At 68.4% G+C, this 14,367-nt stretch carries 11 protein-coding genes; 4 read left to right on the forward strand and 7 right to left on the reverse strand.

The features are described 5' to 3' along the window. Positions 1-91 precede the first annotated feature (91 nt). The 7 genes from gyrA to dnaA all read right to left on the reverse strand — a co-directional run bounded on the left by gyrA (position 92) and on the right by dnaA (position 11,771). Complete coding sequence (gyrA, locus tag ACFWWU_RS02415) at positions 92-2,701, reverse strand: DNA gyrase subunit A (protein ID WP_384137955.1); 2,610 nt, start codon at positions 2,699-2,701, stop codon at positions 92-94. A 41-nt stretch (positions 2,702-2,742) separates the two neighbouring features. After that, positions 2,743-4,770, reverse strand: a complete 2,028-nt coding sequence (gene gyrB / locus ACFWWU_RS02420) for a DNA topoisomerase (ATP-hydrolyzing) subunit B (RefSeq protein WP_384137957.1) — start codon at positions 4,768-4,770, stop codon at positions 2,743-2,745. A 468-nt stretch (positions 4,771-5,238) separates the two neighbouring features. After that, positions 5,239-5,808: a DUF721 domain-containing protein gene (locus tag ACFWWU_RS02425; RefSeq protein WP_384137958.1), complete on the reverse strand. Its 570-nt coding sequence runs from the start codon at positions 5,806-5,808 to the stop codon at positions 5,239-5,241. Next, on the reverse strand, positions 5,805-6,926 hold the full coding sequence (gene recF, locus ACFWWU_RS02430; protein ID WP_384137960.1) for a DNA replication/repair protein RecF: 1,122 nt from the start codon (positions 6,924-6,926) through the stop codon (positions 5,805-5,807). The genes ACFWWU_RS02425 and recF overlap by 4 nt, the downstream gene beginning before the upstream one ends. Before the next feature lie 56 nt (positions 6,927-6,982). Further along, the gene (gene gnd / locus ACFWWU_RS02435; RefSeq protein ID WP_384137961.1) at positions 6,983-7,861 is read right to left on the reverse strand and encodes a phosphogluconate dehydrogenase (NAD(+)-dependent, decarboxylating); all 879 of its coding nucleotides are present in this window, start codon (positions 7,859-7,861) and stop codon (positions 6,983-6,985) included. A 144-nt stretch (positions 7,862-8,005) separates the two neighbouring features. Then, positions 8,006-9,136 (reverse strand): DNA polymerase III subunit beta, encoded by a 1,131-nt coding sequence (gene dnaN, locus ACFWWU_RS02440; RefSeq protein ID WP_030205035.1) that lies wholly within the window; start codon positions 9,134-9,136, stop codon positions 8,006-8,008. A gap of 877 nt (positions 9,137-10,013) precedes the next feature. Next, a complete protein-coding gene (dnaA, locus tag ACFWWU_RS02445; protein ID WP_384137963.1) occupies positions 10,014-11,771 on the reverse strand; it encodes a chromosomal replication initiator protein DnaA in 1,758 nt (585 codons plus the stop codon). 396 nt (positions 11,772-12,167) lie between these two features. Here dnaA and rpmH point away from each other — a divergent pair, with 396 nt between their 5' ends. From rpmH to yidC, 4 genes are read left to right on the forward strand one after another with little or no spacing between them, the layout of a single operon-like run. Further along, positions 12,168-12,305: a 50S ribosomal protein L34 gene (gene rpmH, locus ACFWWU_RS02450; RefSeq protein ID WP_006381191.1), complete on the forward strand. Its 138-nt coding sequence runs from the start codon at positions 12,168-12,170 to the stop codon at positions 12,303-12,305. A gap of 21 nt (positions 12,306-12,326) precedes the next feature. After that, positions 12,327-12,698, forward strand: coding sequence for a ribonuclease P protein component (gene rnpA / locus ACFWWU_RS02455; RefSeq protein WP_384137964.1), 372 nt, complete (start codon positions 12,327-12,329; stop codon positions 12,696-12,698). Further along, positions 12,695-13,021: a membrane protein insertion efficiency factor YidD gene (gene yidD, locus ACFWWU_RS02460; protein WP_015034858.1), complete on the forward strand. Its 327-nt coding sequence runs from the start codon at positions 12,695-12,697 to the stop codon at positions 13,019-13,021. Before rnpA ends, yidD begins: the two co-directional genes overlap by 4 nt. 3 nt (positions 13,022-13,024) lie before the next feature. Next, a complete protein-coding gene (yidC, locus tag ACFWWU_RS02465) occupies positions 13,025-14,359 on the forward strand; it encodes a membrane protein insertase YidC (RefSeq protein ID WP_384137966.1) in 1,335 nt (444 codons plus the stop codon). Positions 14,360-14,367: the final 8 nt, after the last annotated feature.

Genomic DNA, 14,367 nt, shown 5'->3' on the forward strand with positions numbered 1-14,367 from the left:
GTCCGTGGCGGGGCCACGGGCGCCGTTCGCTCCAGCACCAGCAGAAGCTCCGGCAGCCGCCGATCCGGCGCCCGTGGCTCCACTCACGCTCTTACTCCTCGTGCTCCCCGGCCGAGGGCTCCGTGCCCTCGACTGCCTCGGCCTCGACCACTGCGGCCTCGGTCGCCTCGACGACGCCCTCGGCGTCGTCGTCGACATCTTCGTCGTCGCTGCCGGCCTCGGCGTTCCGTGCGATGCCGACGACGGCATCGCGCTTGCCCAGGTTGATCAGCTGGACGCCCATGGTGTCACGGCCGGTCTCCCTGACTTCGTTGACTCGCGTACGAATCACACCGCCGGACAGCGTGATGGCGAGGATCTCATCGGTCCCCTCGACCACCAGCGCGCCCACGAGCGAGCCGCGGTCCTCCACGATCTTGGCGGCCTTGATGCCGAGGCCGCCACGACCCTGGACGCGGTACTCGTCGACGGGGGTGCGCTTCGCGTACCCGCCGTCGGTCGCGGTGAAGACGAACGTACCGGGCCGGACGACATTCATCGAGAGCAGCTCGTCGTCCGCGCGGAAACTCATGCCCTTGACGCCCGAAGTGGCGCGTCCCATCGGGCGAAGAGCGTCGTCCGTGGCCGTGAAGCGGATCGACTGCGCCTTCTTGCTGACGAGGAGCAGGTCGTCCTCGGACGAGACCAGCTCGGCCCCGATCAGCTCGTCGTCGCGGCCGTCCTCGGTCTCCCGGAGGTTGATCGCGATGACACCGCCGGAGCGCGGCGAGTCGTAGTCCTTCAGCACGGTCTTCTTGACCAGGCCGGCCTTGGTGGCGAGCACCAGGTACGGCGCGGCCTCGTAGTCGCGGATCGCCAGGATCTGGGCGATCTGCTCGTCCGGCTGGAAGGCGAGCAGGTTGGCCACGTGCTGGCCGCGCGCGTCCCGCCCGGCGTCCGGCAGCTCGTACGCCTTGACCCGGTAGACCCGGCCCTTGTTGGTGAAGAAGAGCAGCCAGTGGTGGGTGGTGGAGACGAAGAAGTGGTCGACGATGTCGTCCTGCTTCAGCTTCGTCCCGCGCACGCCCTTGCCGCCGCGCTTCTGCGAGCGGTAGTCCTCGGTCTTCGTCCGCTTCACGTAGCCGCCGCGGGAGATCGTGACGACGATGTCCTCCTCGGCGATCAGGTCCTCGATGGACATGTCACCGTCGAAGGGCACGAGCTTGGACCGGCGGTCGTCGCCGAACCGCTCGACGAGCGCCGCGAGTTCCTCGCTGACGATCGACCGCTGGCGCTCCGGGGAGGCCAGGATCGCGTTGTACTCGTTGATCTTGGCCTGGAGCTCGTCGTGCTCGGCGACGATCTTCTGCCGCTCCAGGGCGGCGAGCCGGCGGAGCTGCATCTCCAGGATCGCGTTGGCCTGGATCTCGTCGATCTGGAGGAGGTCCATGAGGCCGCCGCGGGCGACCTCGACCGTGTCGCTGCGCCGGATGAGGGCGATGACCTCGTCGATCGCGTCGAGCGCCTTGAGCAGACCGCGCAGGATGTGTGCGCGCTCCTCGGCCTTCCGCAGCCGGAACTTCGTCCGGCGGACGATGACCTCGATCTGGTGCGTCACCCAGTGGCGGATGAACGCGTCGAGCGAGAGGGTGCGGGGCACGCCGTCGACGAGCGCCAGCATGTTCGCGCCGAAGTTCGTCTGCAGGTCGGTGTGCTTGTAGAGGTTGTTCAGCACGACCTTGGCGACGGCGTCGCGCTTGAGCACGATGACGAGGCGCTGACCGGTACGGGACGAGGTCTCGTCGCGGACGTCGGCGATGCCGCCGACCTTGCCGTCCTTCACGAGGTCGGCGATCTTCTGCGCGAGGTTGTCCGGGTTGGTCTGGTACGGAAGCTCCGTGACCACCAGGCACTGGCGGTTCTGGATCTCCTCGACCTCGACGACCGCGCGCATCGTGATCGAGCCACGGCCGGTGCGGTACGCCTCCTCGATGCCCTTGCGGCCGACGACGAGCGCGCCGGTGGGGAAGTCCGGGCCCTTGATCCGCTCGATCAGCGCGTCGAGGAGCTCCTCGTGGCTGGCGTCGGGGTGTTCGAGCGCCCACTGCGCACCGGCCGCGACCTCGCGGAGGTTGTGCGGCGGGATGTTGGTCGCCATGCCCACCGCGATACCGGCGCTGCCGTTGATCAGCAGGTTCGGGAAGCGGGCCGGCAGGACCGTCGGCTCCTGGTTGCGGCCGTCGTAGTTGTCCTGGAAATCGACGGTCTCCTCGTCGATGTCCCGGAGCATCTCCATCGACAGCGTCATGAGCTTGCACTCGGTGTACCGCATGGCGGCGGCCGGGTCGTTGCCCGGGGAACCGAAGTTGCCGTTGGAGTCGACGAGCGGCATCCGCATCGACCAGTGCTGGGCGAGGCGGACGAGCGCGTCGTAGATCGAGGAGTCGCCGTGCGGGTGGTACGTACCCATGACGTCACCGACGACGCGGGCGCACTTGTAGAAGCCCTTCTCGGGCCGGTAGCCGCCGTCGTACATCGCGTACAGCACGCGCCGGTGCACGGGCTTGAGGCCGTCCCGTACGTCGGGCAGCGCGCGGGACACGATGACGGACATCGCGTAGTCGAGGTACGAGCGCTGCATCTCGGTCTCGAGCCCGACGGGCTCGATCCGCAGCACAGGCTCCTGCTCTTCGGTGGTGCCGGGGGTGTTTTCGTCGGCCATTGCTGGTCGTCAGTCCTTTCGTACGGTCAGCTGAGGCCGACTCAGATGTCGAGGAAGCGAACGTCCTTGGCGTTGCGCTGGATGAACGAGCGCCGTGCCTCGACGTCCTCGCCCATCAGCACCGAGAACAGGTCGTCGGCCTGGGCCGCGTCGTCCAGGGTGACCTGGCCGAGCACGCGGTGCTCGACGTCCATGGTCGTGATGCGCAGCTCCTCGGCGTTCATCTCGCCGAGGCCCTTGAAGCGCTGGATCGAGTCTTCCTTGATCCGCTTGCCGTTCTGCTTGCCCAGCGCGACGAGCGCGTCCCGCTCGCGGTCCGAGTACGCGTACTCGAAGTCGTCCCGGCCCCACTTGATCTTGTAGAGCGGCGGGCGCGAGAGGTAGACGTGACCGGCCTCGACCAGCGGCCGCATGAAGCGGAAGAGAAAGGTCAGCAGCAGGGTGTTGATGTGCTGACCGTCGACGTCGGCGTCCGCCATCAGGATGATCTTGTGATAGCGGAGCTTCTCGATGTCGAAGTCCTCGTGCACACCGGTGCCGAAGGCGGAGATCAGCGCCTGGACCTCGGTGTTCTGCAGGATCTTGTCGATCCGGGCCTTCTCGACGTTCAGGATCTTGCCGCGGATCGGCAGGATGGCCTGGTACATCGGGTTGCGGCCGGACTTGGCCGAGCCGCCGGCGGAGTCACCCTCGACGATGAAGATCTCGCACTTGGTCGGGTCGTTCGACTGGCAGTCGGACAGCTTGCCCGGCAGCGACGCCGACTCCAGCAGGCCCTTGCGGCGGGTCAGGTCGCGCGCCTTGCGGGCGGCCACGCGCGCGGTGGCGGCCTGGATCGACTTGCGGACGATGTCCGCGGCCTCGACGGGATTGCGGTCGAGCCAGTCGTTGAGGTGCTCGTAGACCGCCTTCTGGACGAAGGTCTTCGCCTCCGTGTTGCCCAGTTTGGTCTTGGTCTGGCCCTCGAACTGCGGCTCGCTCAGCTTGACCGAGATGATCGCGGTCAGACCCTCGCGGATGTCGTCGCCCGTGAGGTTGTCGTCCTTCTCGCGGAGGAACTTCTTGTCGCGCGCGTACTTGTTGATCAGCGAGGTCAGCGCCGCACGGAAGCCCTCCTCGTGCGTGCCGCCCTCGTGGGTGTGGATGATGTTGGCGAAGGAGTACACGCCCTCGCTGTAGCCGCTGTTCCACTGCATCGCGACTTCGAGGGAGAGGGCCTTGTCCTTGTCCTCGGCCTCGAGGTCGATCACGGTGGGGTGGATCAGCTCGCCCTTGCGCGAGTTGAGGTACTTCACGAAGTCGACGATGCCGCCCTCGTAGTGGTACTTCACCGTGCGCGCGGTGGGCTCGGCGGCCTCCGCCTCGGGGTCGTCCGCGCCGACCGTGGCCTTCGCCGACTCGCGCTCGTCCGTGAGCGTCAGGGTGAGGCCCTTGTTCAGGAAGGCCATCTCCTGGAAGCGGCGCGCGAGCGTCTCGAAGGAGTACTCGGTGGTCTCGAAGATGTCCGGGTCGGCCCAGAAGGTGACCGAGGTGCCGGTCTCGTCGGTCGCCTCGTTCTTCACGAGCGCCTCGACCGGAGCGCCCATCTTGTAGTCCTGCGTCCAGCGGTAGCCGTCCGTCTTGATCTCGACGGAGACCTTGGTGGACAGGGCGTTCACGACCGACACACCGACACCGTGCAGACCGCCGGAGACGGCGTAGCCGCCGCCGCCGAACTTGCCGCCCGCGTGCAGTACGGTCAGCACGACCTCGACGGCCGGCTTGCCCTCGGAGGCCACGATGCCCACCGGGATGCCACGGCCGTTGTCGATGACGCGGACGCCGCCGTCGGGGAGGATCGTCACGTCGATGGTGTCGGCGTGGCCGGCCAGGGCTTCGTCGACCGAGTTGTCGACGACCTCCTGCACCATGTGGTGCAGACCGCGCTCGCCGGTCGAGCCGATGTACATGCCAGGGCGCTTGCGCACCGCATCCAGGCCTTCGAGGACCTGGATGTTGCTGGCGGTGTACTGGTTGTTCTCGTTGGGGTTGCCGGAATCGGCCACGAAGCGCCCTTTCTGGCACAGCACAGGCCGTTCTCCGGGCATACGGGAGCGGCTGCGTCGTTCGACTTGTTCCGCAGGGTGGCGGGATTGTCTCCCAGTCTACCGGTAGCGCCGACACTCATGGGGGTTTGCCGGTCCCTGAGTCCGCATGTGCCGCCCTGAGCGGGCCCGAGACGACTCCCCATATCCAGACAGGGCCCCCAGAGCCCTCTGACGGCCACCTAGCGCTTCGAGATGTGACGGGCCGTGGGCGTCGGTTCCACCGCGTTGCGGGCTGCGTCCCTACCGCGTTGCGGGCTGCGTTCCCACCGCGTCGTGGGCGCCCGTGCGGCCACGCTGTGGGCATGCGTTCGACGGAGGCGATCTGTCTGCGCCGGCCACGTCGTGGGCATGCGTTCCGCCGGGGCTGGGGGCCCTGGGGGGTGGGCGCAACGCCCACCAGCGCAGCGCCCTCTGCTTGGACCCGCGCCCCGAGGACCCGCCGCGTACCGCTTACCCGTACGTGTCCCCGGGCCCGACGCTGCCGGGCGCCCTGAGCGGCCCGTACCCCTTCCGGGGGCCACCGGGCCCCAGCACCTTGATGACCCGCACCGTCCCGTGCCCCAGGTCCTCGTTCAACCGAGCCACCAACCGCGGCGCCAGCAACCGCAGCTGCGTCGCCCACGCCGTGGAGTCGCACTGGACGGTGAGGACCCGCGCGTCCGGCTCGTCGTCGAACTTCAGCGGTACGCAGTGCTTCGCCAGGTCCTCGCCGACGATCTGCGGCCAGCGCCCCATGACCCCGCCGACCGCCGCCGGGGTCTCCCACCCGCGCTCGGTGATCAGCCGGTTGATCGCCGCGCCGAGCGCCATCGGGTCGCGCCCGTCGGCGCGCGCGCCGGAGCGCAGCCCGCCCCCGCGCCGGGCCTGCTTCTTCTGCTGGGCGGCGGCGCCCCGCGCCTTCGCCTGCTCCTTGGCCGCGCGCAGCGCGACCCGCGCCAGGTCGATGCCCGAAGCCTCGGGAACCTTGGGCGCCTCCGGCCGCTCCGGTGCCCCTGCCCCCAAGGGCGGCTGCTCGCTCATACCCGCTCCACCGTTCCGCCGGCCACCTCGTACCGCGTCCCCGCGAGGACCCCCGGCACGTCGTCGTCCACCGCCGCCGTCACCAGAACCTGCTCGCCGCCCGCCACCAGCTCCGCGAGCCGCTCGCGGCGGCGCGCGTCCAGCTCGGCGAAGACGTCGTCGAGGACGAGGACCGGCTCGTTGCCCTCGGAGCGCAGCAGGTCGTACGAGGCGAGCCGGAGCGCCAGCGCGTACGACCAGGACTCCCCGTGGCTCGCGTACCCCTTGGCCGGCAGGTCGCCGAGCTTGAGCAGCAGCTCGTCCCGGTGCGGTCCGACGAGCGTGACGCCCCGCTCGATCTCCTGCTTACGGACCTCGGCGAGCGCGGCGATGATCTGCTCGTACAGCTCCTCGCGGGTGTGCCCGGCGCCCGGCGCGGAGGGGCGGTACTCCAGCAGAATCGGTCCGCCGCCCGGCGCCAGCTGCTCGTACGCCTTGTCGGCGAGCGGCTGCAAGGTGCTGATGAGGTCGAGGCGCTGCGCGAGCAGCTCCGCCCCGGCGCGCGCGAGGTGCTGGTCCCAGACGTCGAGCGTGGACAGGTCCATGCCCCGGCCGCCGTGCCGCCGGGCCATCGCCGCCGACTTCAGGAGCGTGTTGCGCTGCTTGAGGACGCGCTCGTAGTCGGAGCGCACGCCCGCCATGCGCGGTGTGCGCGCGGTGATCAGCTCGTCGAGGAAGCGCCGCCGCTCACCGGGGTCGCCCTTGACCAGGGCGAGGTCCTCCGGCGCGAACAGCACCGTCCGGACGATTCCCAGCACGTCACGCGGTCTGACCTGCGAGGACCTGTTGATACGGGCACGGTTGGCCCGGCCGGGGTTGAGCTCGAGCTCGATCAGCTGGGAGCGCTCGCCCTGGGTGACGGCCGCCCGGATGACGGCGCGCTCCGCCCCCATCCGTACCAGCGGGGCGTCCGAGGCGACGCGATGGCTGCCGAGGGTGGCGAGATAGCCGACGGCCTCGACGAGATTGGTCTTGCCCTGGCCGTTCGCGCCCACGAACGCGGTGACGCCCGGGTCGAGCGGAACCTCGACCCGGGCGTACGAGCGGAAGTCGGCCAGCGAGAGATGCGTGACGTGCATGGTGGGCGCCGACCTTCCCCCGACGGCTGTGCACCGCCCGGTGCACAGCCTGTGGATTACTTCTTGGACTCGACCGCGTGGCCACCGAACTGGTTGCGCAGCGCGGCGATCATCTTCATCTGCGGCGAGTCGTCCTGACGGGACGCGAACCGCGCGAACAGCGACGCGGTGATCGCCGGCAGCGGTACGGCGTTGTCGATGGCGGCCTCGACGGTCCACCGGCCCTCGCCGGAGTCCTGTGCGTAGCCGCGCAGCTCGTCCAGGTGCTCGTCCTCGTCCAGCGCGTTGACCGCGAGGTCCAGCAGCCAGGAACGGATGACCGTGCCCTCCTGCCAGGAGCGGAAGACCTCGCGCACGTCGGTGACGGAGTCGACCTTCTCCAGGAGCTCCCAGCCCTCGGCGTAGGCCTGCATCATCGCGTACTCGATGCCGTTGTGGACCATCTTCGCGAAGTGGCCGGCGCCGACCTTGCCCGCGTGGACCGAGCCGAACTCGCCCTCGGGCTTGAGCGCGTCGAAGATCGGCTGGACCTTCGCCACGTCCTCGGCGGAGCCGCCGTACATCAGCGCGTAGCCGTTCTCCAGGCCCCAGACGCCGCCGGAGACGCCGCAGTCGACGAACCCGATGCCCTTGGCGGCGAGCTCCTCGGCGTGCTTCTCGTCATCGGTCCAGCGGGAGTTCCCACCGTCCACGACGATGTCGCCGGGGGAGAGGAGTGCGGCCAGCTCGTCGACCGTGGACTGGGTCGCGGCACCGGCCGGAACCATGACCCACACGACCCGCGGACCCTTGAGCTTGCCCACAAGCTCCTCGAGGCTGTGGACATCGGCGAGGTCCGGGTTGCGGTCGTATCCGATGACGGTGTGGCCTGCGCGGCGGATGCGCTCGCGCATGTTGCCGCCCATCTTGCCGAGACCGACGAGACCGAGCTCCATCAGAGATTCCTTAAGCGTCGTGTGCGGTTTACCCGGGTCCGAGCCTACGCCCGGCCCCGGGTGCACACCTGTGGGGTCAGCCGCTCAGGCGACGACCCCGTACGAGCAGGTCAGCCGCTGCGGCGGCGACCCCGTTCAAGCAGGTCAGCCGCTGAGTCGTACCGGCATGATCAGGTACTTGTAGGCCTCGTCCGCCTCGGCGTCCACGGCGGGCTTGCCGCTGAGCAGCGCCGGCTTGGTGGAGGTCGTGAAGGAGAGCTGGGCGACCGGGGAGTCGATCGCGCTCAGGCCGTCCAGGAGGAAGGTCGGGTTGAAGGCGATCGAGATGTCGTCGCCCTCCAGCTGGGCGTCCACACGCTCCACAGCCTGTGCGTCGTCGCTGGAGCCGGCCTCCAGGATCAGCACGCCCTGCTCGAAGCTCAGCCGCACCGGGGTGTTGCGCTCGGCGACCAGGGCCACGCGCTTGACGGCCTCGACGAAGGGCGCGGTCTCGATCACCGCGACCGAGTTGAACTCGGTGGGGAAGAGCGTGCGGTACTTCGGCAGGTCGCCTTCGAGCAGCCGGGTGGTGGTGCGGCGGCCCGCGCCCTCGAAACCGATGAGGCCCTCGCCCTTGCCGGAGCCCGAGAGCGCCAGCGTGACCGTGTCGCCGCTCGTGAGCGCCTTCGCGGTGTCCAGGAGGGTCTTCGCGGGCACCAGGGCGACCGCGGAGGCGTCCGGGGACTCCGGCTTCCACAGGAACTCGCGGACCGCGAAGCGGTAGCGGTCGGTGGAGGCCAGGGTGACCGTGTCGCCCTCGATCTCGATGCGCACACCGGTGAGGACGGGCAGCGTGTCGTCACGGCCGGCGGCGATGGCCACCTGCGCGGCGGCGGAGGCGAAGACCTCACCGGGGACGGTGCCGGTCGCGGTGGGCATCTCCGGCAGCGCCGGGTACTCCTCCACAGGCAGGGTGTGGAGGGTGAAGCGGGAGGAGCCGCAGACCACGGTCGCCCGTACACCGTCTGTGGAGATCTCCACGGGACGGTTGGGGAGGGCGCGGCAGATGTCGGCGAGCAGCCGACCGGAGACGAGGACCGTGCCGTCCTCCTCGACCTCGGCCTCGACCGAGACCCGGGCGGAGACCTCGTAGTCGAAGCTGGAGAAGCTCAGGGCGCCGTCCTCGGCCTTCAGGAGAAGGCCCGCGAGTACGGGCGCCGGCGGACGGGCCGGAAGGCTGCGGGCCACCCAGGCCACCGCCTCGGCGAGTACGTCGCGCTCCACCCGGATCTTCACCGGAACCGCCTCCTGCTTGTTGCTGGCTCTTCGTCGACTGAGGGAACCAGTCTGACGTACGCCGCCGACACTCGTTGCTGCTCGGGGTCAAGTCGCGACGAGGGCGCGTCGGAGCTCCGGCGGCGAGTTGTGCACAGGCCCCACTTCGAAGCGGATTCCTAGCTAACTCTAAGTAGGAGTAGTAGTAGGGCCTGTGGAAACGGTGGATAACGTCGTTTTCGCAGGTCAGACCCGTTTTTTTGTCCACCGACCCTGTGGGTGGAACCCGTGGAAAACCAGGGTTCTCTGTGGACACCGAAAAGTTCTGCACATCCGGTACACAGGCCATGGGGAGTTCTCCCCAGCACTGTCCCCAGCTTTACCCACGTTCCCCACAGCCCAATCGTCTCCCTTGGTGTGACGGCTTTCACTCGAGGCGGTGAGGACGGGCGATTCGTTGCCGAACAGTGGACAGGGGTGTGGAGAAGCTGTGGGCAACCGACAGTCGCCTGTGGGCGGCCGGTGGACAACTTTCCGGGCCCCCTGTGGACAAAAATTTCATCCACACCCTGTGGACAATGGTTGCCAACAAATCCCCAAGGGCTTGACCTGGGGTGATGACCTGTCAACAGCTCGGCCTGTGGACACAGTCCGGATAACTCGACAGTCCCCACCCTGTGGACGGGAGATCATCCCCCAATCTGTGGAGAACCCGCCACCAGAACGGAGTAATCGAACACCCCGCGCTCGTACACAGCTGTGTACAGCGAACACGGGCGCCCCTGGAGCGGGTTCGAGAACGCTGGAGGGCGCCCCAGGAGGGGGTTCCAGGAACGCCGAAGGGCGCCCCAGGAGGTGTCCTGGGGCGCCCTTCGACCGCTGCCGTCGCGGCGGTCCGTCAGCCGTTCTTGATGCGGTTCGTGAGCTCGGTGACCTGGTTGTAGATGGAGCGCCGCTCCGCCATCAGGGCACGGATCTTCCGGTCCGCGTGCATCACCGTCGTATGGTCGCGGCCGCCGAACTGCGCGCCGATCTTCGGCAGCGACAGGTCCGTCAGCTCACGGCACAGGTACATGGCGATCTGCCGCGCGGTCACCAGGACCCGGCTGCGCGACGATCCGCAGAGGTCCTCCACCGTCAGCCCGAAGTAGTCGGCCGTGGCCGCCATGATCGCGGGGGCGGTGATCTCCGGCGAGCTGTCCTCGCCGCCGGGGATCAGATCCTTGAGGACGATCTCGGTGAGCCCCAGGTCCACCGGCTGCCGGTTGAGGCTCGCGAAGGCCGTCACCCGGATCAGCGCGCCTTCCAGCTCGCGGATGTTCCGCGAGATCCGGGAGGCGATGAACTCCAGCACCTCTGGCGGGGCGTTGAGCTGTTCCTGCACGGCCTTCTTGCGGAGGATCGCGATCCGCGTCTCCAGCTCGGGCGGCTGCACGTCGGTGGTGAGACCCCACTCGAAGCGGTTGCGGAGCCGGTCCTCCAGCGTCACGAGCTGCTTGGGCGGCCGGTCCGAGGAGAGCACGATCTGCTTGTTCGCGTTGTGCAGCGTATTGAAGGTGTGGAAGAACTCCTCCTGCGTCGACTCCTTGCTCGCGAGGAACTGGATGTCGTCGACGAGCAGGATGTCCACATCGCGGTAGCGCTTGCGGAAGGCGTCGCCCTTGCCGTCGCGGATCGAGTTGATGAACTCGTTGGTGAACTCCTCGGAGCTCACGTACCGCACGCGCGTGCCCGGGTAGAGGCTCCGCGCGTAGTGGCCGATGGCGTGCAGCAGGTGGGTCTTGCCGAGCCCCGACTCCCCGTAGATGAAGAGCGGGTTGTACGCCTTCGCCGGCGCCTCCGCCACCGCGACGGCGGCGGCGTGCGCGAATCGGTTCGAGGATCCGATGACGAAGGTGTCGAAGAGGTACTTGGGGTTCAGCCGCGCGTGCTGCTCGCCCGGCGCGCCGGAGCCCTGCCCGGAGGACGAGGAACCGGGACCTCCGTGGACCGGACCGCCGCCCGGCCGGGGGCCGGGGCGGGCACCGGGGCCCTGCGGGTCGGGCAGCTCGGCGCGCTCGGGCCGCTGCGGCTGCTCGTATCCCCGGGGGGGCTCGTCGTAGCGGGACTGCCGGGACTGCTCCGGGCCGGTGTACGGCGCCCGCTCCTGGTAACCGCCGAGCCGCGGCTGCTGCCAGGACAGGTCCTCCTGGGTGCGCGGCCAGGAACCGGGGTCGGGTCGCTGCGGCTGCTGGTAGTCCGGGTAGGCCGGGCGCGCGGTGGGCAGCCCGTCGTCGGGCATCGGACGGTGACCGTAGCCTTCGTACTTCTCGTACGGCTCGTGCTGCGGGCGCTCGTCGTAGCGGGGCTGCTGCGCGGGAGGCGCGGGCGGGGTCGGCTCGCCGACGGAGTCGTCGACGGTGATCGCGATCCGGATCGTGCGACCGCACTCACGGCTCAAGGTCTCGCTGATCAGCGGGGCCAGTCGGCCTTCGAGGACGCGCTTGCCCCACTCGTTCGGCACGGCGAGGAGGGCGGTGTCCGCGACCAGGGCCAGTGGCTGGCAGCGCTCGATCCACTGCTTGTCCTTGGCCTCGATCCCTTGCTGCCCTTCGCCCAGGAGCTGCTCGAGGACGCGTGGCCACACTGCGGCAAGATCGGCAGGTACGTCAGCCACGGGGCACGCTTTCTCGCAGGTCCCCACGATGGTGTGGTTCTCGGGGACGGTGGGTCGAAGTCCGTGAGGACGGGTCCGTTGAGGACAGGTGAGGACAGAACGGAAAAGACTGTGGAGTCTCACCACGGTAGTCGGGGCGGCTGACGTGGTTCAAGTTGTTGTCCACAGCCTGTGCATAATGGACCATGGCGACAGGTCGGTTTGACCGGATGGCGTAGCCGCGCGTACCGTGACCAGGTCGAGTTGTCGATGGCTGCTGCCGCCTGCCTCCGATGGGCAAAGATCACGATCTGTGATCGCGAAGCGGTGCTATCGGGCGTTACGAGCTACTCGTGGGCGCACGGTGACAGCCAGGCGATGTCCCGCCACCACCCGAATCATTTCTGGAGCCCCCGAGTGAGCAAGCGCACCTTCCAGCCGAACAACCGTCGTCGTGCGAAGACCCACGGCTTCCGCCTGCGCATGCGCACCCGTGCCGGCCGCGCCATCCTGGCGAACCGCCGTGGCAAGGGTCGCGCGAGCCTGTCCGCCTGATCCACTTAAACAGGTCATGACGTGCTGCCTACCGAGAATCGGCTGAGGCGGCGCGAGGACTTCGCAACCGCGGTACGCCGAGGTCGCCGGGCCGGTCGCCCGCTCCTCGTCGTCCACCTACGCAGCGGTGCAACGGACCCGCACGCGCCTGGGGAGAGCGCTCCCCCGACGCGTGCGGGTTTCGTCGTGAGCAAGGCCGTAGGCGGCGCGGTCGTACGCAACCAGGTGAAGCGTCGCCTGCGCCATCTTCTCCGCGACCGTCTCATCGAGCTGCCCCCCGGTAGCCTGGTGGTCGTACGGGCGTTGCCCGGAGCCGGTGACGCCGACCACGCACAGCTGGCCCGAGACCTGGACGCCGCTTTTGAGCGGTTGCTGGGAGGGGGCGCGCGATGAAGTACCCGCTGCTGGCTCTCATCAAGCTGTACCAGTGGACGATCAGCCCTCTTCTGGGGCCTGTCTGCCGGTACTACCCGTCGTGTTCCCACTACGGATTCACGGCCATCGACCGGCATGGCGCGATCAAGGGCACGGCCCTGACCGCCTGGCGCATCCTGCGGTGCAACCCGTGGTCGCCCGGCGGTGTGGACCATGTCCCCCCGCGGAAGCGCCCTCGCTGGCACGAAATGCTGAGGAACGCGCTGCGCGGCGACAAGGGCGGGTCCACCGCCGAGACGAGCCCGGCCGCCGAGACTTCGCCCAATGCTCAAGGAGCCTGATTAGTGGACACGATTGCCAGTCTGTTCAGCTTCATCACCACACCTGTCTCATGGGTGATCGTCCAGTTCCACAAGCTGTTCGGGGCGATCTTCGGCCCTGACACGGGCTGGGCCTGGGGTCTGTCGATCGTGTGCCTCGTGGTGCTGATCCGTATCTGCCTGATCCCGCTGTTCGTCAAGCAGATCAAGTCGACCCGGAACATGCAGGCGCTCCAGCCGAAGATGAAGGCGATCCAGGAGCGCTACAAGAGCGACAAGCAGCGTCAGTCCGAAGAGATGATGAAGCTGTACAAGGAGACGGGCACCAACCCGCTCTCCTCGTGCCTTCCCATCCTGGCGCAGTCGCCGTTCTTCTTCGCCCTGTACCACGTGCTCTCCTCGATCGCCTCGGGCAAGGAGATCGGTGTCATCGACGGCCCGCTGCTTGCCAGCGCCCGTCAGGCACACATCTTCGGTGCCCCGCTGGCCTCGAAGTTCACCGACAGCGCCGCCGCGGTCGCCGCTCTTGACGCATCGATCACCTCGGTCCGCATCGTCACCGCGATCATGATCGTCCTGATGTCGGCCTCGCAGTTCTTCACGCAGCGCCAGCTGATGATGAAGAACGTCGACCTCTCGGTGAAGACCCCGTACATGCAGCAGCAGAAGATGCTCATGTACATCTTCCCGGTGATCTTCGCCGTCATGGGTATCAACTTCCCCGTCGGTGTCCTCGTCTACTGGCTGACCACCAACGTGTGGACCATGGGCCAGCAGATGTACGTGATCAACCAGAACCCGACCCCGGGCAGCAAGGCGCAGGACTCCTACCTCCAGCGTCTGCTGAAGAGCATCACCGCCCACGGTGAGGTCCGCGGCCGTCGCCGGAAGACCATCGTGAAGTTGATCGTCGCCAAGAGCACCAGCGATCGCAACGAGAACGAGCGCCGCTTCTTCGCGGGTCTGACCAAGGCCGGCTTCGCGGCCCAGGCCGACGGCACCGTGATCAAGAGCGACACGATCGAGGCCGAGGCCGAGGGCGGCGGCGCCGCCAAGCGGCAGCAGCCCAAGCGTCAGACCAAGGCCCAGCGCCAGGCCGCCGCGGCGCAGCAGGCCGTGGCGAAGGACGCCGAGGAAGGCTCCGAGCCGGCCGCTGAGCAGCCGACCACCTCGCTGGAGAAGAAGCCACAGGGTTCGGCGAAGGCCGACGCTGAGGCCGAAGCGAAGGACGAGGCGCAGGACCAGGCGCAGGGCGACAAGCCCGCGCGTCCCCGTGCCAACTCCGGAGGCTCCCGCCAGGGCAAGTCCGGTCAGCGCAAGGGCCAGCAGCGGCCCAAGCACCCGTCGTCCAAGAAGTAAGAGGAGAC

The organism is Streptomyces sp. NPDC058650, from assembly GCF_042717315.1.
In the GTDB taxonomy this organism is placed as follows: Bacteria; Actinomycetota; Actinomycetes; order Streptomycetales; family Streptomycetaceae; genus Streptomyces.